This window comes from Agarivorans sp. QJM3NY_25, assembly GCF_050870875.2.
GTDB lineage: Bacteria > Pseudomonadota > Gammaproteobacteria > Enterobacterales > Celerinatantimonadaceae > Agarivorans.
Window position 1 is genome coordinate 3334876 of record NZ_CP194041.2, and the last position, 21637, is coordinate 3356512.

General features: G+C 46.2%; 24 protein-coding genes and 1 riboswitch. Of the genes, 19 read left to right on the forward strand and 5 right to left on the reverse strand.

The features are described from left to right. Positions 1-119: 119 nt before the first annotated feature. Positions 120-253: riboswitch (cobalamin riboswitch) on the reverse strand. 27 nt (positions 254-280) lie between these two features. Together ACRRSW_RS15265 and ACRRSW_RS15270 are read right to left on the reverse strand one after the other, a co-directional pair. Then, positions 281-1195 (reverse strand): PocR ligand-binding domain-containing protein, encoded by a 915-nt coding sequence (locus tag ACRRSW_RS15265; RefSeq protein WP_432452383.1) that lies wholly within the window; start codon positions 1193-1195, stop codon positions 281-283. 128 nt (positions 1196-1323) lie between these two features. Next, positions 1324-2142: an MIP/aquaporin family protein gene (locus ACRRSW_RS15270; RefSeq protein WP_432452382.1), complete on the reverse strand. Its 819-nt coding sequence runs from the start codon at positions 2140-2142 to the stop codon at positions 1324-1326. A gap of 583 nt (positions 2143-2725) precedes the next feature. Between ACRRSW_RS15270 and pduA the strand changes: the two genes are divergently transcribed. Genes pduA through ACRRSW_RS15365 form a run of 19 tightly spaced genes read left to right on the forward strand, consistent with a single transcriptional unit; the run spans position 2726 to position 18604 of the window. After that, positions 2726-3007 carry a propanediol utilization microcompartment protein PduA gene (gene pduA / locus ACRRSW_RS15275; protein ID WP_432452381.1) on the forward strand — a complete coding sequence of 94 codons (282 nt, stop codon included), beginning with the start codon at positions 2726-2728 and terminating at the stop codon, positions 3005-3007. After that, positions 3007-3813, forward strand: a complete 807-nt coding sequence (pduB, locus tag ACRRSW_RS15280; protein ID WP_432459771.1) for a propanediol utilization microcompartment protein PduB — start codon at positions 3007-3009, stop codon at positions 3811-3813. Before pduA ends, pduB begins: the two co-directional genes overlap by 1 nt. A 19-nt stretch (positions 3814-3832) precedes the next feature. Further along, the gene (pduC, locus tag ACRRSW_RS15285) at positions 3833-5497 is read left to right on the forward strand and encodes a propanediol dehydratase large subunit PduC (RefSeq protein WP_432452379.1); all 1665 of its coding nucleotides are present in this window, start codon (positions 3833-3835) and stop codon (positions 5495-5497) included. Between the two features lie 11 nt (positions 5498-5508). After that, entirely contained in the window at positions 5509-6162 is a 654-nt protein-coding gene (locus ACRRSW_RS15290; RefSeq protein WP_432452378.1) for a propanediol/glycerol family dehydratase medium subunit, read from the forward strand. 13 nt (positions 6163-6175) lie between these two features. After that, on the forward strand, positions 6176-6694 hold the full coding sequence (pduE, locus tag ACRRSW_RS15295) for a propanediol dehydratase small subunit PduE (RefSeq protein ID WP_432452377.1): 519 nt from the start codon (positions 6176-6178) through the stop codon (positions 6692-6694). Positions 6695-6741: 47 nt separating this feature from the next. After that, a complete protein-coding gene (locus ACRRSW_RS15300) occupies positions 6742-8580 on the forward strand; it encodes a diol dehydratase reactivase subunit alpha (RefSeq protein WP_432459772.1) in 1839 nt (612 codons plus the stop codon). Beyond that, positions 8567-8935: a glycerol dehydratase reactivase beta/small subunit family protein gene (locus ACRRSW_RS15305; protein WP_432459773.1), complete on the forward strand. Its 369-nt coding sequence runs from the start codon at positions 8567-8569 to the stop codon at positions 8933-8935. Before ACRRSW_RS15300 ends, ACRRSW_RS15305 begins: the two co-directional genes overlap by 14 nt. 3 nt (positions 8936-8938) lie before the next feature. Then, complete coding sequence (locus ACRRSW_RS15310) at positions 8939-9637, forward strand: BMC domain-containing protein (protein WP_432452374.1); 699 nt, start codon at positions 8939-8941, stop codon at positions 9635-9637. Continuing rightward, positions 9634-10263, forward strand: coding sequence for a phosphate propanoyltransferase (locus ACRRSW_RS15315; protein ID WP_432452373.1), 630 nt, complete (start codon positions 9634-9636; stop codon positions 10261-10263). The genes ACRRSW_RS15310 and ACRRSW_RS15315 overlap by 4 nt, the downstream gene beginning before the upstream one ends. 14 nt (positions 10264-10277) lie before the next feature. Then, entirely contained in the window at positions 10278-10784 is a 507-nt protein-coding gene (gene pduM, locus ACRRSW_RS15320) for a PduM family microcompartment protein (RefSeq protein WP_432452372.1), read from the forward strand. A gap of 3 nt (positions 10785-10787) precedes the next feature. After that, on the forward strand, positions 10788-11075 hold the full coding sequence (locus tag ACRRSW_RS15325; protein ID WP_432452371.1) for a EutN/CcmL family microcompartment protein: 288 nt from the start codon (positions 10788-10790) through the stop codon (positions 11073-11075). Positions 11076-11081: 6 nt separating this feature from the next. Continuing rightward, complete coding sequence (locus ACRRSW_RS15330) at positions 11082-12119, forward strand: cob(I)yrinic acid a,c-diamide adenosyltransferase (protein WP_432459774.1); 1038 nt, start codon at positions 11082-11084, stop codon at positions 12117-12119. A 2-nt stretch (positions 12120-12121) separates the two neighbouring features. Further along, entirely contained in the window at positions 12122-13522 is a 1401-nt protein-coding gene (locus ACRRSW_RS15335) for an aldehyde dehydrogenase family protein (RefSeq protein WP_432452369.1), read from the forward strand. A gap of 21 nt (positions 13523-13543) precedes the next feature. Beyond that, positions 13544-14659 (forward strand): 1-propanol dehydrogenase PduQ, encoded by a 1116-nt coding sequence (locus ACRRSW_RS15340; protein ID WP_432459775.1) that lies wholly within the window; start codon positions 13544-13546, stop codon positions 14657-14659. Beyond that, positions 14656-16053, forward strand: a complete 1398-nt coding sequence (locus ACRRSW_RS15345; protein WP_432459777.1) for a 4Fe-4S dicluster domain-containing protein — start codon at positions 14656-14658, stop codon at positions 16051-16053. The genes ACRRSW_RS15340 and ACRRSW_RS15345 overlap by 4 nt, the downstream gene beginning before the upstream one ends. A gap of 3 nt (positions 16054-16056) precedes the next feature. Beyond that, positions 16057-16605, forward strand: a complete 549-nt coding sequence (locus tag ACRRSW_RS15350) for a BMC domain-containing protein (protein ID WP_432459778.1) — start codon at positions 16057-16059, stop codon at positions 16603-16605. A 19-nt stretch (positions 16606-16624) separates the two neighbouring features. Then, a complete protein-coding gene (gene eutS / locus ACRRSW_RS15355; protein ID WP_432452365.1) occupies positions 16625-16972 on the forward strand; it encodes an ethanolamine utilization microcompartment protein EutS in 348 nt (115 codons plus the stop codon). Position 16973: 1 nt separating this feature from the next. Further along, the gene (locus ACRRSW_RS15360; RefSeq protein ID WP_432452364.1) at positions 16974-17411 is read left to right on the forward strand and encodes a EutP/PduV family microcompartment system protein; all 438 of its coding nucleotides are present in this window, start codon (positions 16974-16976) and stop codon (positions 17409-17411) included. A gap of 11 nt (positions 17412-17422) precedes the next feature. Beyond that, the gene (locus ACRRSW_RS15365; protein ID WP_432459779.1) at positions 17423-18604 is read left to right on the forward strand and encodes an acetate/propionate family kinase; all 1182 of its coding nucleotides are present in this window, start codon (positions 17423-17425) and stop codon (positions 18602-18604) included. 291 nt (positions 18605-18895) lie between these two features. Here ACRRSW_RS15365 and ACRRSW_RS15370 read toward each other — a convergent pair whose 3' ends face one another. The 3 genes from ACRRSW_RS15370 to ACRRSW_RS15380 form a co-directional block, all read right to left on the reverse strand. Further along, on the reverse strand, positions 18896-19420 hold the full coding sequence (locus ACRRSW_RS15370; RefSeq protein ID WP_432459780.1) for a phosphoribosyltransferase: 525 nt from the start codon (positions 19418-19420) through the stop codon (positions 18896-18898). 714 nt (positions 19421-20134) lie between these two features. Then, complete coding sequence (locus tag ACRRSW_RS15375; RefSeq protein ID WP_432459781.1) at positions 20135-20542, reverse strand: GFA family protein; 408 nt, start codon at positions 20540-20542, stop codon at positions 20135-20137. Between the two features lie 281 nt (positions 20543-20823). Continuing rightward, positions 20824-21450 (reverse strand): DJ-1/PfpI family protein, encoded by a 627-nt coding sequence (locus tag ACRRSW_RS15380; protein WP_432452360.1) that lies wholly within the window; start codon positions 21448-21450, stop codon positions 20824-20826. Positions 21451-21637 lie beyond the last annotated feature (187 nt).

Sequence of the window (21637 nt, forward strand, 5' to 3'; positions counted from 1 at the left end):
TAAATCGTCATCGATAAATGACGGACACTTAAAAAACAAACAGCACGGAAGGAACTCATGAGAATAATCGTTCACTGAGAAATCCCGCCCAGAATCTTTGAAATACATTTACACCAACTTTTATCATTGAATACTTAGCAGGTTCTGGCTTGTGATCACGAGATCACTTACAGTTGCGGGAACAGCTTAGGAATTGAACCTAATTCACTTTTAACCAAATAAGGACACTGGCACTAAGTATTTTTAAAACATCCGTTAAGACATATAACCCTCAACAAAACTAAACATTAACAAGCGTTTCACCCTCATGATTTAAACTATTTCTAAATTCTTGAGGGGTTATATTGTAAGCATTTCTAAAAACCTTACAGAAATAGCTAGAGCAGGAGTAACCCAAATTGTGAGCAATCCTAGAAATAGACCAATCGCTATACTGTAGCATTTTTTTAGCACCAATTAGACGCTGCTGATTCACGTATGAATTAAACCCCACACCCATTTCTTTCTTAAATAACTTACTAAAGTAATGTGGACTTAAATAAACATAATCAGCAATATCCTCTAAAGATATATCTTCAAAATAATGAGCTTCAATATAACGAACCGCTTTCTTTATTTTACTATCGTAAGAATGATTTGAATCATGCGATTTAAATATATTTTTTATATCATACTTGTCATTAATGACCACAAAATCCAAATGTTTCTTAATTGAATCATCGACCAAAGTTTTTAATAAATCTGCTGCAGAAAATAACTTGGGATAATCTACCGTGATGATTTTTTCATAATCTTCAACTAACTCGGCATTTTGCATCCATTTTTTATCCACTGGTTGAATATCACCCAAAGATACAAAGTTATTCACCCGAACCTGACCACAAAGCACAAAGCCAACCAAGTGCCCATTCACCTCCAGTGGGATTGAAAAATCAGTCAAACCCGCATGACAACGGTAAACACAAGGTTTATTCACCTTAGAAGCTTCCAACCCACCGCAGCGGTCACTATTCTTACAACGAGCATATAAATCGGGATCTTGGCGGATCCGTTGACAAAAATCAGTAAAGTTAAAACTGGCAGACACTTCACGTCCATCAATATCCACCAATACCACCGCCAAGCCCGTTGCATTGGCAAAATCTTGCAGTATTTTATTAATACCTTGAGATTCTAAAAAACTGTCCGGTTTCATTGTCTAAGCAACTCCCTGTTTATTTAGAATGATCATCCATTACAACATCACAAACTTTACAATATTAAACATTTATAACTTTGATTTAGCGCTGATTTAAGTCATCGGATGCTCAAATATTTATCACGCTAAACGCTTTCTACGACACTCTCTTTTTCAGTCTCGGTATCATCGGCCAAATGACGGGTAATAAAGTAGCGATATCCAGCACCACCCAGACAAGCACCAATCAGCGGAGCCACAATTGGAATAATAAAATAGGGAAGCTCACGCGCTCCGGTAAAGCTCACTTTTCCCCAACCCGCCACAAAGGCAAATACTTTAGGACCAAAATCACGCGCAGGATTCATCGCAAAGCCAGTTAAAGGGCCTGTTGCAGCGCCAATCACCGCCACCAAGATCCCAATCAATAACGGCGCTAGCGGCCCTTTGGGAACACCATTGCCATCATCAGTTAAGGCCAAAATTAAACCCATTAAAGTCGCAGAAATAATCACTTCTACAGCGGCTGCACGCCAAGTCGGAAGATCGGGATGTGGATAAGTACTAAAAATACTCGCAAGATACAGGCTTTCATCACTACCGCGTAGCATATTATGGCTTTGTTCAAACACCGTAAACAGGTCCGCATAGATGAAATAGCACACGGCAACCCCAAAAAATGCACCAGCGACCTGGGCGAGAATGTAAGGTACAACTTTTTGTTTATCAAAGTTGGCAAACAACCATAAACCCACGGTCACCGCAGGATTAAGATGCGCCCCAGAAATTCCCGCAGTTAAGTAAACCGCAAGTGCAATCCCCAAGCCCCATACAATACAAATTTCCCATAAACCAAATTGCGCGCCTGCCAATTTGACTGCGCATAAACAAGCCGCGCCAAAGAACAAAAATAAGCCAGTGCCTAAAAACTCCGCGATACATTGGCCTTTCAATGAATCCTTCATAGCTATTCCTTCACTTCGTATTCTCAGTAAACTTTAATTTGCACCACCATAAATTAATCGCTTTGGTTATTTATATTGTTTCAGCAACAAATGGATGGTACCCAATAATCACGCTGCTAATGTTAATCCTGAATAATTTTATGTCATGCTAATAAATTGTCATCTATACACTAAGTAAATGTAACTCTGCGCCTTAGGAATGCTAAAAAATTGGTTTAAATACACCTCATTCTAACTTTTATCTTTTATATTCATGGAGATAATGCAAAACCATCAATGCTAATTTTTTGTCATAAACAAATTCTTTAATTGTCGTATAGCTCATGTTTTCGCTATTTATTTAACCAATGTCTCGATTTCAACAAGTCGGCCTGAGTGATTTATTCGCCTATCCGAATGACGAGCAAAGCCTTTATATTCCGCCTAAGCCTGTAAGTTGATGACAAATTTTTATTGTCGGCACCGCAGATTATTTCCATTCCACACCTTCAAATGGACAATTTTTTTGCTTAAACAAAGGCTAGATTAATGCCGAGAGTTTTACTGTCTGTTCACACATAGCAAATATAAATAGAGGTTTATTATGCAACAAGAAGCATTAGGAATGGTTGAAACCAAAGGGCTAACCGCCGCAATTGAAGCCGCTGACACCATGGTTAAATCAGCTAACGTCGATTTAGTCGGTTACGAAAAAATTGGCTCAGGCTTAGTCACTGTGATTGTTCGTGGCGATGTGGGTGCTGTGAAAGCTGCCGTTGACGCAGGCTCATCTGCAGCGGCCAATGTTGGTGAAATCGTCGCCACTCATGTGATTCCTCGTCCCCATACTGACGTAGAAAAAATTCTACCAAAAGGACTTGAATAATGAACAGCAACCTGGTCGATACCGTCATGGCTCAGGTGATGGCGAAAGTAAATGATCAAACGGATGTAGCTCCTCCACAACCCAACCAGCAACGAGGCGAAAAAATGGTCGAGAAAACCTGTGGTTTAACAGAATTTGTCGGTACGGCAATTGGCGACACCATTGGCTTAGTCATTGCGAATGTCGATAACGAAGTACTCGACGCGATGAAGCTAGAGAAACGTTATCGCTCTATCGGTATTTTAGGTGCCCGCACCGGTGCAGGCCCGCACATTATGGCTGCCGATGAAGCGGTAAAAAGTACCAACACTGAAGTCGTCAGCATTGAACTACCGCGCGATACCAAAGGTGGCGCAGGTCATGGTTCTTTAATCGTATTTGGCGGCGAAGATGTATCTGACGTAAGACGCGCAATCGAAGTCGCACTTAAAGAACTCGACCGCACCTTTGGCGATGTATATGCCAATGAGGCCGGTCATATTGAGTTGCAATACAGCGCTCGCGCCAGTTACGCCTTAGAAAAAGCTTTTGGAGCCCCACTCGGAAAAGCCTGCGGCATCATTGTTGGCGCCCCTGCGGCTGTTGGCGTATTGATGGCCGATACAGCGGTGAAATCAGCCAATGTTGAAACTGTCGCTTATAGCTCCCCAGCCAACGGAACCAGCTTTAGTAATGAAGCCATCTTAGTGGTTTCTGGTGACTCAGGCGCAGTTCGTCAAGCGGTGATTTCAGCTCGTGAAGTTGGCAAAACCCTACTTGCAACAATGGGTGACGAGCCAAGCAACGATCGTCCGTCTTACATCTAAGCCACGCAGAGGTTGTTCCATGAAATCAAAACGATTTGAAGCATTAGCAAAACGCCCGGTCAACCAGGATGGTTTTGTGAAAGAGTGGATCGAAGAAGGGTTTATCGCAATGGATAGCCCGAATGATCCAAAACCATCGATTAAAATAGTCAATGGTGACGTGGTTGAGCTCGATGGCAAAACCAAAGCCGACTTCGATTTAATCGACCATTTTATCGCCCGCTACGGCATTAACTTGGCCAACGCTGAAAAAGTGATGGCAATGGATTCGGTGAAACTCGCCAATATGCTGTGCGATCCAAATGTGCCACGCAAAGAAATTGTGCCACTGACTACCGCGATGACACCCGCCAAGATTGTCCAGGTAATGTCACATATGAATGTAGTTGAGATGATGATGTCGATGCAGAAAATGCGCGCCAGAAAATCACCTTCTCAACAAGCTCACGTCACCAACATCAAAGACAACCCAGTACAAATTGCTGCGGATGCTGCCGAAGGTGCATTACGTGGCTTTGATGAACAAGAAACCACCGTGGCGGTTGCCCGTTACGCGCCGTTTAACGCCATTGCCTTACTCGTCGGTTCACAAGTTGGCCGTCCAGGGGTATTGACTCAATGTTCATTGGAAGAAGCCACCGAATTGAAGCTCGGCATGTTAGGCCATACCTGTTACGCCGAAACTATTTCAGTTTATGGTACAGAACCGGTATTTACTGACGGCGATGATACACCTTGGTCGAAGGGTTTTCTTGCCTCTTCTTATGCCTCTCGTGGCCTAAAAATGCGTTTTACCTCTGGCAGTGGCTCAGAAGTTCAAATGGGGTATGCCGAAGGCAAATCGATGCTATATCTGGAAGCGCGGTGTATCTACATCACCAAAGCAGCCGGGGTTCAAGGCTTACAAAATGGCTCTGTGAGCTGTATTGGAGTTCCTTCAGCGGTCCCTTCAGGTATTCGTGCGGTATTGGCCGAAAACTTAATTTGTTCAGCGCTAGATTTAGAGTGTGCGTCTAGTAATGACCAAACCTTTACCCACTCAGATATGCGCCGTACCGCTCGCTTATTGATGCAGTTTCTGCCTGGAACTGACTTTATTTCTTCTGGTTATTCAGCAACGCCAAACTACGACAACATGTTTGCCGGTTCTAACGAAGATGCCGAAGATTTCGATGATTACAACGTAATTCAACGCGACTTAAAAGTTGACGGCGGATTAAACCCAGTGCGTGAAGAAGATGTGGTGGCGACTCGTAACAAAGCTGCCCGCGCCTTACAAGCCATCTTCAAAGGCATGGGTCTACCAGCCATCACCGATGAAGAAGTGACGGCAGCTACTTACGCTCACGGCTCTAAAGATATGCCAGAACGCAACATGGTTGAAGACATTAAAGCAGCACAAGAAATCATTGATCAAAACCGGACGGGTTTAGAAGTAGTGCAAGCCTTGGCAAAAGGTGGTTTCGAAGATATCGCGCAAAATATGTTGGATATCCAAAAAGCTAAACTAAGCGGCGATTACTTGCATACCTCAGCCATCATCGTTGGCGACAACCAAGTCCTTTCTGCAGTCAATCATCTCAATGACTATGCCGGACCCGGTACCGGTTATCAACTTGAAGGTGAGCGTTGGGAACTGTTGAAGAACATTCCAAATGCCTTAGACCCGAATGAGTTTAATTAAGGAAGCTGACTATGGAAATCAATGAAAAACTATTGCGTCAGATTATTGAAGACGTAATCGGCAACATGCAAACGCAGCCGCAAGCGGTGTCGTTTGATAGCACGCCGAATCAGCGTGCAAGCTCAGGCTTTTTACAAGACATGGGCGAAGCAAAAATCAGTACCAAACGTGATGAAGTTGTCATTGCGGTTGGTCCAGCCTTTGGCTTATCACAAACCGAAAGCATTGTTGGCGTGCCGCACCAAGCGATTTTACGCGAAATGATTGCAGGTATTGAAGAAGAAGGTCTCAGTGCGCGCGTGGTACGTTGCTTTAAATCATCGGATGTGGCCTTTGTTGCCGTGGAAGGTGAAGAGTTATGTGGTTCTGGTATTTGCGTGGGGATCCAATCTAAGGGCACCACCGTGATTCACCAAAAAGGCTTGCCACCACTTTCTAACTTAGAGCTATTTCCACAGGCACCTTTGCTCACCCAGGAAACCTATCGCCACATAGGTAAAAACGCCGCCAAATATGCAAAAGGTGAAACACCACAACCGGTGCCTACCATGAACGATCAGATGGCGCGACCTAAGTATCAAGCCAAATCTGCGGTCTTACATATCAAAGAAACCAAACATGTGGTGACTGGTAAAAAAGCCGTCGAACTGAAAGTTGCCGTTTAATAAGGATGATGAAATGAATTCAGAAGCGATTGAATCAATGGTTCGAGACGTGCTGGAAAAAATGACCAACCAGCAAGCCTCGATACCGAGTGCCAGTGCAACACCGAAGAGTTCCGGCGGTGTCACAGTGGATGATTACCCTTTAGTCACCAAACATCCTGACTGGATCAAAACCCCAACTGGTAAAACCGCCGAAGACATCACGCTTGCCAACGTGTTAAACGGCTCGGTAACCAATCAGGACATGCGGATCACCCCTGAAATTTTAAGAATTCAGGCTGAGGTCGCAAGAGATGCTGGGCGTGATCGACTCGCGCTCAACTTCGAGCGTGCCGCTGAACTCACCGCGGTACCCGATGACAAGGTATTAGATATTTACAATGCCCTGCGTCCTTACCGCTCAAGCAAGCAAGAGCTAATGGACATTGCTCAAGAGTTAGAGAGCAAGTACCAAGCAAAAATCTGTGCCGATTTTGTTAGAGAAGCAGCAGAACTCTACGTACCGAGAAAGAAACTGAAAGGCGACAACTAATTTCTTTTTCATTCGACAGATTATTTGAAAATAAAAACGGAAAGATTATGAGCTACATTGTTGGTGTTGATATTGGCAACTCATCCACAGAAGTCACTTTAGCAAAACAAAGTGAGGGTAATGAGGTGCAGTTCATCTGTGCTTCGATTACCGAAACGACTGGGATCAAAGGCACTAAACAAAACCTCATGGGGATTTATAAAGCGCTAAATCAATTAGTCGCCAAAGCTGGGATCGCCCTCGAGGATCTTAATCTTATCCGTATTAACGAAGCCACGCCGGTGATCGGTGATGTTGCCATGGAGATGATTACCGAAACCATCATCACCGAGTCAACCATGATCGGCCACAACCCTAAAACGCCTGGCGGTTTAGGGGTTGGCGTAGGCATCACGATTACCTTTGATGAATTATTAAAGCGCGACAGTTCAGAACCTTATCTGCTGGTAGTGCCAAAAAATATCGACTTTGCCGATGCCGCCCAGATGATCAATGCCGCCAGTCAAGCGGGTTACCAGATTGTCGGTGCAATTCTACAAAATGACGATGGCGTGTTGGTCAATAACCGCCTCGACAAAGTGATTCCAATCGTTGACGAGGTCAGCTTCATTGAGAAAATCCCGATGGGGATGCGCGCCGCAATTGAAGTTGCCCAGCAAGGCCAAGTGATTAAAACTCTGGCCAATCCTTATGGAATTGCCACCCTATTTTCACTCAGTGCCGAAGAGACCAAAAGCGTGGTGCCGGTAGCGCGCGCCTTAATTGGTACGCGTTCGGCGGTGGTGGTTAAAACGCCCAAAGGCGATGTGAAAGCGCGGACCATTCCCGCTGGACAACTTTCCTTATTTAGTCGCGGTCGTAGTCTCAATATTGATATTACCCAAGGTAGCGAAGCGATCATGGACGCTGTTACCTCATTTGAACACTTAGATAATGCTTCCGGTGAAGCTGGCACCAACATTGGTGGCATGTTAGAGAATGTTCGCCAAACCATGGCCGAACTCACCAATAAACCCAGCAACGAAGTATTTATTCAAGACTTACTGGCGGTTGATACCTTTGTCCCCATGAATGTACAAGGCGGTCTGGCTGGTGAATTTTCCTTAGAGCATGCCGTGGGTATCGCCTCCATGGTGAAATCAGATCATCTACAGATGGCCCGCATCGCTGAAGAGATCCATCACACCCTAAACATCGAGGTACAAATTGGAGGGGCCGAAGCCGAAGCAGCTATTTTAGGTGCACTCACTACCCCTGGTACCGATAAACCGATGGCGATCCTCGACTTAGGCGCGGGTTCTACCGATGCCTCCATCATAAATGGCAAAGGCGACATCATTGCCATCCACTTAGCGGGTGCTGGTGAAATGGTCACCATGATCATTGCCGCTGAATTGGATTTACAAGACCGCTACTTAGCCGAAGACATCAAACGTTATCCGCTCGCGAAAGTCGAAAGCCTATTCCATATTCGTCACGAAGATGGCTCAGTTCAATTCTTCGATAAAGCGCTGCCTTCGGAAGTTTTTGCCCGAGTGGTGGTGGTCAAAGAAGACAACTTTATCCCGCTTGATGGTGAACTCACCTTAGAAAAAGTGAAGGCCATCCGGCAAAGCGCTAAATCTCGGGTTTTTGTCACTAATTCTCTGCGCGCTCTCAAGTCCGTGAGCCCTACGGGCAACATTCGCGATATACCTTTCGTGGTTTTGGTCGGCGGCTCTTCACTCGACTTCGAAGTGCCACAATTGGTGACCGACGCCCTTGCCCATTACCAACTGGTTGCAGGCCAAGGCAATGTTCGTGGCTGTGAAGGGCCACGCAACGCGGTTGCCACGGGTTTAATTTTGTCTTTAGCTAAAAGAGACCCCACCAATGACATTGAATAACAAGCCCAGCATCTTGATATGTAGTTCGGAAATTGACTTTCCAGAAACATGGCAACAAGTACTTTTAGGGATTGAAGAAGAAGGGATCCCCTACCAAATTCGCCAAGATGATGAACCGCAAATAAACCATCGAGCCTATCGTGCTGCACAAGCATCAGCGCTGGCGGTGGGCATTGCCTGCTCATCACAGGAATTGATCGTACATCATCGTAACTTACCCGAACAGCAACCTTTGTTTCGAGCGCAATTAACGCCCACACCGCCACCAAGTCAACTCAGAGATTTGGGGAGCAATGCGGCACGCTTAGTCAAAGGTATTCCGTTTAAGAACACGCTTTACCAGCAAGGAGAATAACAGGTGAAAGTCTCTCTCGGTTTATTAGAAGTGAAAGGATTAGCGCTCGCCATCAATACCGCCGATGCCATGGCCAAATCGGCAGCTATTCGCATCGCTGATGTAGAAAGCAGCAAGGGCTCTGGCTGGACATTGATCAAAATTACCGGTGATGTTGCAGCAGTACAAGCAGCCATTAGCACTGGCGCAGCCCTCGCTGAAAAATGTGGTGGTTTAGTCTCGAAAAAAGTTTTGTCTCGCCCAGACGTGAAGCTGCTGGCGATGACATTACCCACTCCCGCTAAGCCAAAAGCCGCGCCAGCTGCCAATAAAGTGAAAGCGAGTCGTGTGACCAAAGCCGCAAGCCCTACCGCTGCAATCATTGACCAGCCAGAACCAACAGTGGAACCAACCGCTGTCGTCACAGAATTGCCGGAGCAACATGCGGAGCCGGTCACTGCAAGCACAGAGCTGCCTGAGCAAACAACGGAGCCAGTCACTGCAAGCACAGAGCCGCTTGAGCCAACAGCAGAGCCAGCCGCTACAAACACTGAACAGCCTGAACAAGCGCCAGAATTAGCAGCAACGGAACTCGATACCGAACAAAATCAACAAGCCGAGTCGGCACAAGTCGCCAGCTGTAACTTATGTCACGACATCGCTTGTCCAAGAAAAAAAGGCGAGCCAAGACGAGACTGTATTAATGGAGGAAAAGTGAAATGATTGACGAAATACTCGTCAGAAAAACCATTGAAAATGTGATGCTTGAAATGCGCAATCGGCCAATTCCGGTCGGTATTTCTAACCGTCATATTCATCTTGCAGCAGCCGATTTTCAACAACTATTTCCTGGCCGTGATTTAACGGTCAAAAAGATGTTACTGCAACCCGGTCAGTATGCCGCCGAAGAAATCGTCACCCTTTGCGGTCCTAAAGGCTGCATTGAAAGGGTACGAGTACTCGGCCCATTGCGCAGTAAAACTCAAGTGGAATTATCGGCCACCGATGCCCGTAGCATTGGGGTAAAAGCGCCCTTGCGTTTATCTGGGCAGCTCAAAGACACGCCTGGCGTCAAACTGGTCAGTGAATTCGGCGAAGTAATGCTGGAACAAGGTGTCATTGTGGCCCTACGCCACATCCATATGTCGCCAGTCGATGCCCTGCTCTATCAAGTAGAAGACGGCGATTCTGTGAAAATTGCCATTGAAGGCACCCAGCGCAAAGCCATCTTTGATGATGTAGCCATTCGCGTTTCTCCCGATATGAAGCTTGAAATGCATATCGATACCGATGAGGCCAATGCCGCCGATGTTGGCAGTGGTTCCGCCTTCGCGATTTTGCTCAAGTAAGCATGGAGTCTAGTGTGAGTACTCAAGCCTTAAACATAAGCTACTTGGTCGATGCCGTGCTGCAACAACTTCAGCAAAGGGAAGGCTCAATCTATCAAGTCGACCTCGATATCTTAGCCAAGGGCCTATCGGCGTCTACTTATGCTTGTCACAGCCATTTAGCCTTGTGCTTAGCCGATTTACAGTTTTTGCAACAACTGGCATCCGCGGGCAAACGCCAAGTGACGCCAGCAGCCGTGATGACTCTGTTAGATGCCTTTGCCTATGGCATCAAACTCAACATTAGCGTGCATCAACAGCTGCTCCCAGCACTGCCGATCCAAGGCTTAAGTGTATTGCCAGTTGCGCTGAGTGATCAGCACGGCGCAACCATTCATCTAGACACTCGGGCACTAATTAGTTACCAGCATGTCGCGCAACTCAACGGAAAATGGCTGGTCACGCCCAAGCTGAGTTTAGTCACGCAGTTAGCCAAGGACTACTTGGTTCAACGTCATATTCAACTGATTAAAACGGAGTAAATCATGCAATTAGCAAAAGTCGTCGGTTCCGTTGTTTCGACTCAAAAATCACCGTCTTTAGTGGGTAAGAAGTTGCTAATCGTACGCCGAGTGAATGGTGACCAACAACAGCGAGCGAATCCCGAATGGTCAGATGAAATCGCCGTGGATTGTGTTGGTGCAGGCGAAGGTGAATTGGTATTTGTCACCCGCAGTTCATCCGCCAGAATGATTGTGGATGGTGCCAACGAAGCGGTTGATTTAGCCGTTTGCGGCATCGTCGACTCCCTCAGTTATCAACAAGGAGCCTAGCCTGCGATGAGTATTTACACCAAAAAAGGCGATGCTGGTTCAACTTCATTAGTGGGCGGCGTGCGAGTGCATAAATCAGACATCAGAGTCGATGCCTACGGCACCGTAGACGAACTGAATGCGAGCCTGAGCCTGGCCAGCAAAGCGATGCGAGATGCCAGTAACATCCAGCTGATAGAAGCGATTGAACACCAACTATTTTACTTAGGTGCCGAAGTTGCTAGTGCCGATAACAGTCCAATAAAAGCCAATCAACGCTTGCTGGAGGCCGAACATATCACGGCCATGGAACAAGCCATTGACCGCTGTATGTCTGCCCTCCCCCCAGTCAACAGTTTCGTATTGCCCGGTAGCTCTGAAGCAGGTAGTCGACTTCATGTTAGCCGAACCATTGCACGCCGCGCCGAACGACGTTTGGTTGAGCTTGCCCAATTCACCGAGCTACGACCACTGTTGCTGAAATACATCAATCGCTTGTCTGATCTGTTGTATGCCATCGCTCGCTTCGAAGATCAGCAAGTTTTATATAGTGAAGTGGTTGAACGAGTGATTGCTGAATACCTCAAGGCCAGTACCAACACATCAACCCCCGACACTCTGCCAGAAAATGCATCGGTTAAGCTGGCTGAACATTCTCTAGGGTTTGTTACCGTGCATCGCATCATGCAACAAGCCGTTGCTGCAGCCTTGAAACATCAAGTACCGATCGTGATTGCCGTTGTGGATCAACACGGCAATATGATCATGAGCTACCGGATGCCTGACGCCCTATTGGTGAGCAGCGAATTGGCACCAAAGAAAGCCTATAGTGCGATCGCCCTAAAAAGCCCAACCCATCAGCTTTCCGCCCTAGTTCAACCGGGCCAAGATTTGTATCAATTGGAAACCATTTGCGATGGCAAAATCGTCACCTTTGGCGGTGGTTTCCCTTTGTATCAAGCACACCAATTAATCGGTGCCATCGGCATTAGCGGTGGCAGCGTCACACAAGACATAGATATCGCTCTCGCAGCGATCCGTGGTTTAGATTTAGAGGATAAATAACAATGGACACAATGGAATTAGAAAACATCGTTCGCAGTATTATCAGCGAAAAATTTGCGCAAGCGCCAAGCCCAGAATCGAACGACAGCGGAAGCATCGCGCTATTTGATGATGTTGACTGTGCCATTCAAGCAACAAGTCAAGCTTACAAGCGCTACCAACAATGCCCGCTAAAAACCCGTAGTGCGATCATCGATGCCTTTCGCAAAGAGCTTGCACCGCTGATCCCTAAACTATCTGCTGATGCGGCGGCCGAAACCGGCATGGGTTGCAGCGAACACAAGATCCTAAAGAATCAAGCAGCCTTAGATAATACCCCTGGGGTGGAAGATTTAACAACTCAAGCGCTCACTGGTGACGGCGGTATGGTGCTATTTGAATACTCACCTTTCGGTGTCATTGGCTCTATTTCTCCCAGTACCAACCCTACCGAAACCATTATCAATAACTGTATTAGCATGCTGGCAGCGGGCAATACCGTGTACTTCTCGCCTCACCCCGGAGCCAAACAAGTATCACTGTGGTTAATTCAAAAAATGGAAGCGATTGCCTTTAAAGCTTGTGGTATTCGCAATCTGGTGGTGACCACCAAACAGCCGAGCATTGAAGCGACTCAAGCCATGATGGCCCACCCCGATATCGCCTTATTAGCAGTCACTGGTGGCCCAGCGATTGTCGCCTCAGCCATGAAAACTGGTAAAAAAGTGATTGGTGCAGGTGCCGGTAACCCTCCTTGTTTGGTAGACGAAACCGCAGAAATTATTAATGCGGCTCAAAGTATCGTAGCGGGCGCTTCTCTGGACTACAACCTGCCTTGTATTGCAGAAAAATCGGTGGTGGTGGTCGACAGTGTTGCCGACCAATTGATCCAACAAATGCAGGCCTTTGGCGCTTACTTGGTGAGCAAGCCTGAAGATATTCAGCGTTTGCACGATACCTGTTTTAAAGGGACCACCGTGAATAAAGCGTTTGTTGGTAAAAGCCCTGCAGCTATTTTGCAGGCTGCCGGTATTCATTGCCCCGAAAAAGAACCAGAACTGGTAATTTTTGAAGCCGAAGCAAATGACTTATTTGTGCTGGAAGAACAGTTAATGCCAGTGATGCCAGTAGTTCGTGTGAAAGACTTTGAAGCGGGCTTAGCGCTTTCTCTGCGCATTGAAAACAACTTACATCATACCGCGATCATGCATTCACAAAATGTCTCTCGCTTAAACAAAGTTGCCCAGATGATGCAAACCTCTATTTTCGTTAAAAATGGTCCTTCTTACGGCGGGATTGGAGTTGGCGCAGAGGGTTTCACCACCTTTACGATTGCCACTCCAACGGGTGAAGGAACCACTTCGGCAAGAAGCTTTGCTCGCAGTCGTCGTTGTGTGTTGCATAACGGATTTTCCATTCGCTAATTGATGTTAAGAGATAGGCTCATGAAAAAGTTTTCGGTTAAAACTCGGGTATACAGTGGCATTGGCAGCCTCGAATATCTAAAGCGTTTCAAAGATAAAAAGATCTGGATTGTCTGTGATGGCTTTTTAGCCACCAGCCCTTTGTATACACGTTTAGCCGGGTTGTTGGAGCAGCATAATCAGCTCTTTCTATTTTCAGAGATCACTGCCGATCCGGATATCTCGACCATCGTCAAGGGGATCGCTGAACTACAGAAAATACAACCTCAAATCATTATTGGCTTTGGTGGCGGCTCGGCGATTGACGCCGCCAAAGCGATCCGCTTTTTTGTGGAACAAAGCCAGAGCCTGCCTTTGGAAGCTTGCATCGCGATCCCAACGACTAGTGGCACGGGCTCGGAGGTGACTTCGGCAACCGTGATTAGCGACAAGCAAAAAGGGATAAAATATCCACTATTTCATCCCAGTATTTTCCCAACCATTGCGATCCTCGATCCCGAATTGGTGCTAACCGTCCCCGCTGAGATCACCGCCAATACCGGCATGGATGTACTCACTCACGCCATTGAAGCCTATGTATCTAAAGATGCCAACGATTTTGCCGATGCCTTGGCTGAGAAAGCAGTACAAACCATCTTTCAATACTTACCAACGGCCTATGTGAACGGCCAATGCATCGCCACTCGGAACAAGGTGCATAACGCCTCTAGCATGGCTGGTATGGCATTTAGTCAGGCCGGACTGGGACTGAACCATGCTATTGCTCACCAATTGGGAGGTCAGTTTAAGCTGGCGCATGGTTTAGCCAACGCAATTTTACTGCCGCATGTGATCCGGCATAACGCCAAGGACATTCGTGCCCGTAAGCGCTACGCCAGACTGGCGAAACATTGCCAACTCAGCCCCAAATCACTGAACGATATGGCAGCCGTCAATCAGTTGATTTTTCATATAAATCAACTTCTTCAACAGCTTAAAATAAAATCGTCGCTGCGCAAGTTGGGGATCTATGAAAGCAAAGTGAAGGAAAAACTAGCCACCATCATTAGTGCCACCCATGCCGATAGTACACTCAGTACTAATCCTTGTGCGGTGAGCGATAAAGACATTCGACATATTGTAGAGGCGATCTTATGAGTAATGCTTCCACTACGATTGCTGAAATGACCGACACCAATCAGCAGATCGTCGAAAAAACGCTTGCTCAAACTAATTCAGAGCAGATGCTAAAACAAGTTCGTCAAGCAGGTATCGTGGGCGCCGGCGGCGCGGGCTTTCCAACTTACGTGAAGCTACAAGCCAAGGCAGAGATCTTCTTAGTGAATGCGGCAGAATGTGAGCCGATGTTAAAAGTAGATCAACAATTAATGGCACAACACCCAGACAAGCTGATCCGAGGCCTGCTCTACGGGATGTTTCTGACTGGCGCCAAACAGGGCATTATCGCTCTCAAACAGAAGTATCAAGCTGCCATTAATGCACTCACACCGCAACTGCCGGACAACATTCGGATCCACATCTTGCCCGATGTTTATCCCGCAGGGGATGAAGTGATTACCATCTGGTTTGCTACCGGACGGCGAGTGCCACCTGCGGCATTGCCAATTAGCGTTGGGGTATTGGTGAATAATGTGCAAACCCTGATGCAAGTCGCGGATGCCTTGGAACAAGATAAAACCGTGACTCAACGTACTTTAACCGTGAATGGCGCCGTAAACAAAGCACTCACGGTGACCGTACCGATTGGGATTAGTTTGGCCGAAGTGCTCAATTTGGCTGGAGGCGCGAGCATCGCCAATCCGGCTTACATTGTTGGCGGCCCAATGATGGGCAAAATGATTGAAGATCTCAATCAACCAGTCACTAAAACCACTGGTGGCCTGCTAGTACTACCGCAAGATCATATTCTCATCCAACGCCAAACCCGGTCTTTAGACGCCATTATGAATATGGCTCGAAATGTATGTGAGCAATGCCGGATGTGTACCGAGCTTTGCCCAAGACACTTGGTGGGCCATGAATTATCACCTAGCGAAATCGTTAAAGCCGTGTGTTATGAAAAAGTGGCGCAACCTTCGGTCTTATTATCTGCATTGACCTGTTCTGAATGTGGTATTTGCGAAGCCTATGCCTGCCCGGTTGAGATTTCACCAATGCGAGTCAATCGGATGCTCAAGCAGCAATTTAGACAACAGGGGATGAAATATGAGGGCGAACTTCACCCAGCAGACCCAATGATTGACTATCGTTTTGTGCCGATTAAACGTTTGGTCTCACGATTAAACTTAGAGGCCTACAATCACGACGCGCCGCTGCAGCCTTTAAACTGGCAGCCTAAGCAAGTCATCATCCCGGTGCAACAACATATTGGGCAACCTTCAACCCCCATTGTTCAGGTTGGCGATAGTGTCAGCCAGGGCCAATGCATCGCCATGCCCGATGAGCAAGCCTTAGGCGTCGCCATTCATGCCAGCCTAGCGGGTACCGTTCGTCAGGTTTCGACCAGCAGCATTCACATCGTAGGGGAGTAACACATGTATCACGCAATTGGCTTAGTTGAACTCAGTAGTATCGCCAAAGGCATAGAAGCCAGCGACCTTATGCTAAAAAGTGCCAATGTTGAATTATTGTTGGCCAAAACCATCTGCCCCGGCAAATACATCGTATTGGTGGGCGGGGAAATTGGCGCAGTCAAACAAGCGGTAGAAAACGGCAAACATGCCAGTGGCCATCTTTGTGTCGATAGCTTTGTGATCGCTAACGTACACGCTTCGGTCTTGCCCGCCCTGAGTGGGGTGAGTGAAGTGAATCATAAAAAAGCCGTGGGAGTGGTTGAAACCTACAGTGTTGCAGCCTGTATCACCGCCGCCGACAGTGCGGTGAAATCGGCCAATGTACAACTGGTAAGGATCCATATGGCCTTTGGTATTGGCGGAAAGTGCTACATGGTGCTCAACGGCGAAATTGCCGATGTAAAAACCGCAGTGACCTCGGCTTCCCAAGATGCCGGCAGTCAGGGTTTACTGGTACAAAACTGCGTTATACCTAAGCCCGATAAAGCCCTATGGCAAAGCTTGCTGTAAACGCAAAAGGATTTCCATCATGCAAAACGATAGCAAAGAGCGCGTCATTCAAGAGTATGTACCGGGTAAACAAATCACCCTGGTGCACCTCATCGCGAACCCCAATAAAATGCTTTATAAAAAATTGGGCTTAAACAATCAGTCTAATGCCATTGGTATTATGACCATCACGCCCAGTGAGGCCGCCATTATCGCAGGAGACATCGCCACAAAATCTGGGGCCATCGAGCTCGGCTTTGTCGACCGATTCACCGGTTCGGTGGTGATCACTGGTGATGTCTCATCAGTAGAGTATGCCTTAAAACAAGTCATATACACCCTTGGTGACATGATGAAATTCAGTGCTTGCCAACTCACGCGGACTTAAAATGATGCCGAAACGATTGATGTTAATCGGCCAAAGTGAATGTGGCAAAACCACGTTGATCCAAAGCTTACAGCAACAACCACTGCACTATCAAAAGACTCAAACCTTAGACTTTGTGTCGAGTGCCATCGATACGCCCGGTGAATACTTGGAGAACCCACGCCTCTATAGCGCCTTAATCAATGCTTCTTACGATGCTGATGTGATTGCCTTTGTCCAAAGCGCCAGCAACCCCTACAGTATTTTTGCGCCCCAATTTGCCTCCGCTTTTAATAAGCCGGTGATAGGCGTGGTGACTAAAGTTGACACCTTAGCGACCTCTGCCACTGAAGCAGCCCAACAACAACTGGAAAATGCCGGTGTTAGCTGCCTATTTAAAACATCCTCTTACCAGCATGTTGGTATTCACCAACTTCGCCAATACCTCAACTGGAGTTAACGGAAAGAACCATGAAGCACAACATAATCGCGATTAATGCGGGTAGCTCAACCCTAAAGTTTCAACTTTATTCAATGCCAGAAGAGCGGATCATCGCCAAAGGCATGATTGATAAAATAGGCAAAGAAGATGCGCTATTTGTCATGGAATACCATCAACAAAAACTTGAAGCGAACAATATCCAACTCGACGATGCTCAACAAGCCATCGACTATTTACTGGAACAACTATTAAGTCTCAAAATATTGACCGGTTTAGATGACATTGATGGGGTTGGCCATCGAGTTGCGCATGGCGGAGACCATTTCAAGCAATCGGTACGTATCGATCAAGAAGTAATCGCAAAACTCACTGACTTATGTGAGCTAGCGCCGCTACATAATCCAGTAAACCTTGCTTTTATTAAAGCGATGCGCCTGCGTTTGCCCAATTGTAAACAAGTGGCAGTATTTGATACTTCCTTTCATCAAACCATGGCAAAACCGCAATACTTGTATGCGCTGCCTTATCGCTTCTACCAAGAAGACCAAATCCGCCGCTATGGTTTTCATGGCACCAGCCATCACTACGTGAGCCAAGAGTGTGCCAAACAACTGCAACGCCCAGTTGAGCAACTTAAAATTATCAGCTGTCATTTAGGTAGCGGCGCTAGCATTTGCGCCATCGAAAATGGTCAATCGGTAAATACTTCAATGGGCTTTACACCACTGGCGGGGCTTGCCATGGGGACGCGCTGCGGTGACATAGACCCGTCCATTCTGCTTTATATTGCTAAAAAGCATCAACTTAGTCTGGATGAGGTGAATCACATCATGAATAGTGAGTCCGGCTTATTAGGGATCTCTGGGGTGTCCAATGACTGTCGCAGCGTTCAACAAGCTGGCGCGCAGGGCAATCAACGCGCCCAGCTAGCCATCGATATTTTTGTACAGCGGATCCGTGATTTTATTGGTGCTTACATGATTCAGATGGGGGGCGTGGATGTGATCTTATTTACTGGTGGCATCGGCGAAAACTCGGCATCAATACGCCAAGCCGTGTGTCAAAACCTGCAAGCCCTCGGAATAAAGCTAGACCCAGAAAAAAATGCCAGTAGCCAACGCTTTATCCATCAGGCTGATTCAAAGATTGCCTTAGCGGTGATCAATACCAATGAAGAACTGATGATGGCGCGACAAACCATGGCCTTATAAGAACCTAAGATCTTAATACCAGCCAGCCTTTTGGGGCTGGCTACCAACCTTCACACATCGCTTGAGAGTAAGTTTGGCGCTCTGACTTTTTTGCTCACAAAGCTTCAACAACAGCGTTTAGGTACACAGGCATACCTTCCAGCACCTTGGTCTTGGCATAGCGATGAATCGCAAAAATAAGCATGGGGTTTTAGCCTGTTTTGATAAAGCATGGCACTGACGACCCAACCGCCGATTCAGCTCCCAGACATTACCAGCACCGTTTGCTAATCCCAGCCCTAGCAGATAGCTTTAGTATCCTTTCACCAACTTGGACAAATAAGGCACATTTCTTAATTTATCTTGCCAAGGCAAGCCGTATCCAACCAGCAAGTCATCATTTGGCATTTCATAAGCAAAATATTGCGGCACCGCGATAATTTCTCGACCCGGTTTAACAAACAGCGTAGCGATGGATAAGGACTTCGCTTTATAGTGATCCGATAAATGCTGGATCAAGCGTTTCATGGTACCGCCAGATTCAATCGCATCATCGATAACAATTACATGCTTGCCTTCAATACAAATATTCTGATGATAAACAATTTTTGAGGCATTACTGCGATCACCGGGTATATGCGGGCAAGAAATATAATCCATACTCAGCTCAAACATTAACTGCCGCACTAAATCAGCCGTAAATAAAATGCCGCCCGGAACAACGCTGATGATCACCGCATCTTGAAATTGAGCATTGAGTTTACTCGCCACAATTTTAACGCCGTCTTGGATCTGAGCCTCGTTTAATACTAACTCTCCAATATGTTCGCTTTTCATCTGAAGTACGCTCTCTGTTTTGTTAGACAGAACTGCAACAATAGCGTTAGGGTTTAACCCTATGTTATACCGGTCTAACTCATTATCTGTTGATTATTACTGACCTAAATCAGCGCTAACTGGGTGATGTATCTTGTCATTAGAGCCACTAGTTACAGCACTTCATGCCTCGTTATCTACAGATTTATTCTGCGCAGCAAGTTGATCATATAATGAATCAGATTGCTATTACCTGAGTAAATTGCTGGGTAAATTCAAATCAGCATCATACAGAAGTAGCCCTCCCATTGATTTTGGAATTGAGTGAGCTATTGATTCGAGAACTTCGCAGGTAATCAATGGAATATGCTCACAGCTCAATCCTTTTGAGTCAATCAACTCAGCTAGAATAGCTTGATGCTCGTTAAATATGTTATGGAAAAATACGCCTAATAGTAAAACGTGCTGGCAATAGTCTCTGTTAGATGCAAGTTTGCTAGCCTCGGTAAACCGTCGAGTAATATGCGCCAATCCATGCATACTGTCTTTATTATCATAGAAGTCTTTTACAGACTTTGAAGTGCAACTCGATCAAACATGGTACTCCTATAAAATTAACGCTCAACATCAGGTCATCACAAAGGAACAAAGAAAAAGCAGCCTTGGTAAGCTGTATCCAAACCGCTCACTTAAGATTGTCTTATGCTAGGTATCGTTAATCTTTTAGCTACATTTTTATGAGAAATAAGCCATTATTTCAGCGGTTGTCATTTCTTTAGTTTCATTTGAAAAACAGTAGTAACTCGGCCGCATATCACTAAAGTACTGCATATCCATTTCCAGCCCTTCCAATTCAGAGAACAAACCTAGTGACATATTGTATTCACCAGTTTCTTTAAATTTGTAGAACAAGTGAGTACCACACTCAGTACAAAAACCCCGAGATGCCCAAGAGGACGACGCATACATTTTTACTTTATCTTCCCCTTCAATTTTAACTTTCGTACCGCACTTAACAGCAAAGAACGGAGCCCCGCCCCAAGTTCGGCATGATTGGCAATGACACACCGTGAATTTAGGATTGATGTCCTCCGCGGTAATTTTTACAGCACCACAAAGACAGCTAGTTTCTGAATGCGACATTTTGATATCTCTAATCAACCAAAGAAAAGGCAGTAATATTAGCAGTAATATAAATAACCCACCATTTACGATGACTATATACGCAGCCGTGGCTCACTTTAAAACCAATCGCTCTGCTGCGAGATGTAGGACACCTCAACGTGTTATGTAGACAAAAATGCCACCCTAAAAATATCGCTCAAACTTTTGATCTGTTTTATAAGCGAGCATAAACACCTCATCTTATTTGAATGAGGTGTCTACTCAACCGGAGCTACGACCAAGTCCGAATTAGCCATTTGTTAGGTTTTTCTTAGATATCCGGGCGCTTTTTCGTGGTTCTCAAACCCCCCGTACTTGACCGAAGAGGGGTAATATTCTGCGGCAAACTGTATTTGTCCCGCGGTGGTTTCACCAGCGACATTTGCGATGAAAGCCAGCATTAAATCTGTGCCAGCGGAAACCCCCGCAGAAGACCAGACATTACCGTCTTGCACGTAGCGCTGTTCAACCACGGTAACATCACCAAGTGCCCGTAAACGTTCCAATGATTGCCAATGAGTGGTTGCCTTTTTGCCAGACAAAAGCCCCGCGGCATGCAGCACAAAAGATCCTGTGCAAACCGATAAAACCGCCTTGCAGTTCTTTGCTTGATTGGCAACGAAATCGATTAGCACCGGGTTATCAACTTCAGTTCGTGTACCTTCACCTCCAGGAATAAGTAAATAATCAAGCGGCGGGCAAGATGAAAATGAAGCATGTGGGTTGATCGACAAACCCTTTGCACAAGTAACGGGGTCAAGCGTTTCATTCACAATGATGCAATTTTCTGGACCGTTGGCATTTTTTCGCCACATCGTGAGCATTTCCCACGGCCCGACAAAATCGAGTTCTTCTACCTGATCAAATACAAGAATGCCAAAATTCATAATTATCTCCTATACATCTAGACATAATGCCCGCTCGAGGTGCTAGCCTCCATATTCGGGGGGTTTAGTTTGAAGCCAGAGCCATGATTCGTGTGCAAACGACTAATCATGTAGGCAATCTGAACAACGATACCATGATTTTCATAGGCTTAGATACGCGCAAGAGATTTATTCAAGTTGCCGAATG

What these genes read in the sequence shown, in the direction of transcription:
- pduE (WP_432452377.1), top strand. Translation starts at nt 6,176, where the DNA reads ATGAATTCAGAAGCGATTGAATCAATGGTTCGAGACGTGCTGGAAAAA.
- ACRRSW_RS15380 (WP_432452360.1), bottom strand. Translation starts at nt 21,450, where the DNA reads ATGAATTTTGGCATTCTTGTATTTGATCAGGTAGAAGAACTCGATTTT.
- ACRRSW_RS15370 (WP_432459780.1), bottom strand. Translation starts at nt 19,420, where the DNA reads ATGAAAAGCGAACATATTGGAGAGTTAGTATTAAACGAGGCTCAGATC.
- ACRRSW_RS15365 (WP_432459779.1), top strand. Translation starts at nt 17,423, where the DNA reads ATGAAGCACAACATAATCGCGATTAATGCGGGTAGCTCAACCCTAAAG.
- ACRRSW_RS15330 (WP_432459774.1), top strand. Translation starts at nt 11,082, where the DNA reads ATGAGTATTTACACCAAAAAAGGCGATGCTGGTTCAACTTCATTAGTG.
- ACRRSW_RS15265 (WP_432452383.1), bottom strand. Translation starts at nt 1,195, where the DNA reads ATGAAACCGGACAGTTTTTTAGAATCTCAAGGTATTAATAAAATACTG.
- eutS (WP_432452365.1), top strand. Translation starts at nt 16,625, where the DNA reads ATGCAAAACGATAGCAAAGAGCGCGTCATTCAAGAGTATGTACCGGGT.
- pduB (WP_432459771.1), top strand. Translation starts at nt 3,007, where the DNA reads ATGAACAGCAACCTGGTCGATACCGTCATGGCTCAGGTGATGGCGAAA.
- ACRRSW_RS15340 (WP_432459775.1), top strand. Translation starts at nt 13,544, where the DNA reads ATGAAAAAGTTTTCGGTTAAAACTCGGGTATACAGTGGCATTGGCAGC.
- ACRRSW_RS15325 (WP_432452371.1), top strand. Translation starts at nt 10,788, where the DNA reads ATGCAATTAGCAAAAGTCGTCGGTTCCGTTGTTTCGACTCAAAAATCA.
- ACRRSW_RS15375 (WP_432459781.1), bottom strand. Translation starts at nt 20,542, where the DNA reads ATGTCGCATTCAGAAACTAGCTGTCTTTGTGGTGCTGTAAAAATTACC.
- pduC (WP_432452379.1), top strand. Translation starts at nt 3,833, where the DNA reads ATGAAATCAAAACGATTTGAAGCATTAGCAAAACGCCCGGTCAACCAG.
- pduA (WP_432452381.1), top strand. Translation starts at nt 2,726, where the DNA reads ATGCAACAAGAAGCATTAGGAATGGTTGAAACCAAAGGGCTAACCGCC.
- ACRRSW_RS15335 (WP_432452369.1), top strand. Translation starts at nt 12,122, where the DNA reads ATGGACACAATGGAATTAGAAAACATCGTTCGCAGTATTATCAGCGAA.
- ACRRSW_RS15300 (WP_432459772.1), top strand. Translation starts at nt 6,742, where the DNA reads ATGAGCTACATTGTTGGTGTTGATATTGGCAACTCATCCACAGAAGTC.
- ACRRSW_RS15315 (WP_432452373.1), top strand. Translation starts at nt 9,634, where the DNA reads ATGATTGACGAAATACTCGTCAGAAAAACCATTGAAAATGTGATGCTT.
- ACRRSW_RS15360 (WP_432452364.1), top strand. Translation starts at nt 16,974, where the DNA reads ATGATGCCGAAACGATTGATGTTAATCGGCCAAAGTGAATGTGGCAAA.
- ACRRSW_RS15305 (WP_432459773.1), top strand. Translation starts at nt 8,567, where the DNA reads ATGACATTGAATAACAAGCCCAGCATCTTGATATGTAGTTCGGAAATT.
- ACRRSW_RS15345 (WP_432459777.1), top strand. Translation starts at nt 14,656, where the DNA reads ATGAGTAATGCTTCCACTACGATTGCTGAAATGACCGACACCAATCAG.
- ACRRSW_RS15350 (WP_432459778.1), top strand. Translation starts at nt 16,057, where the DNA reads ATGTATCACGCAATTGGCTTAGTTGAACTCAGTAGTATCGCCAAAGGC.
- ACRRSW_RS15290 (WP_432452378.1), top strand. Translation starts at nt 5,509, where the DNA reads ATGGAAATCAATGAAAAACTATTGCGTCAGATTATTGAAGACGTAATC.
- ACRRSW_RS15270 (WP_432452382.1), bottom strand. Translation starts at nt 2,142, where the DNA reads ATGAAGGATTCATTGAAAGGCCAATGTATCGCGGAGTTTTTAGGCACT.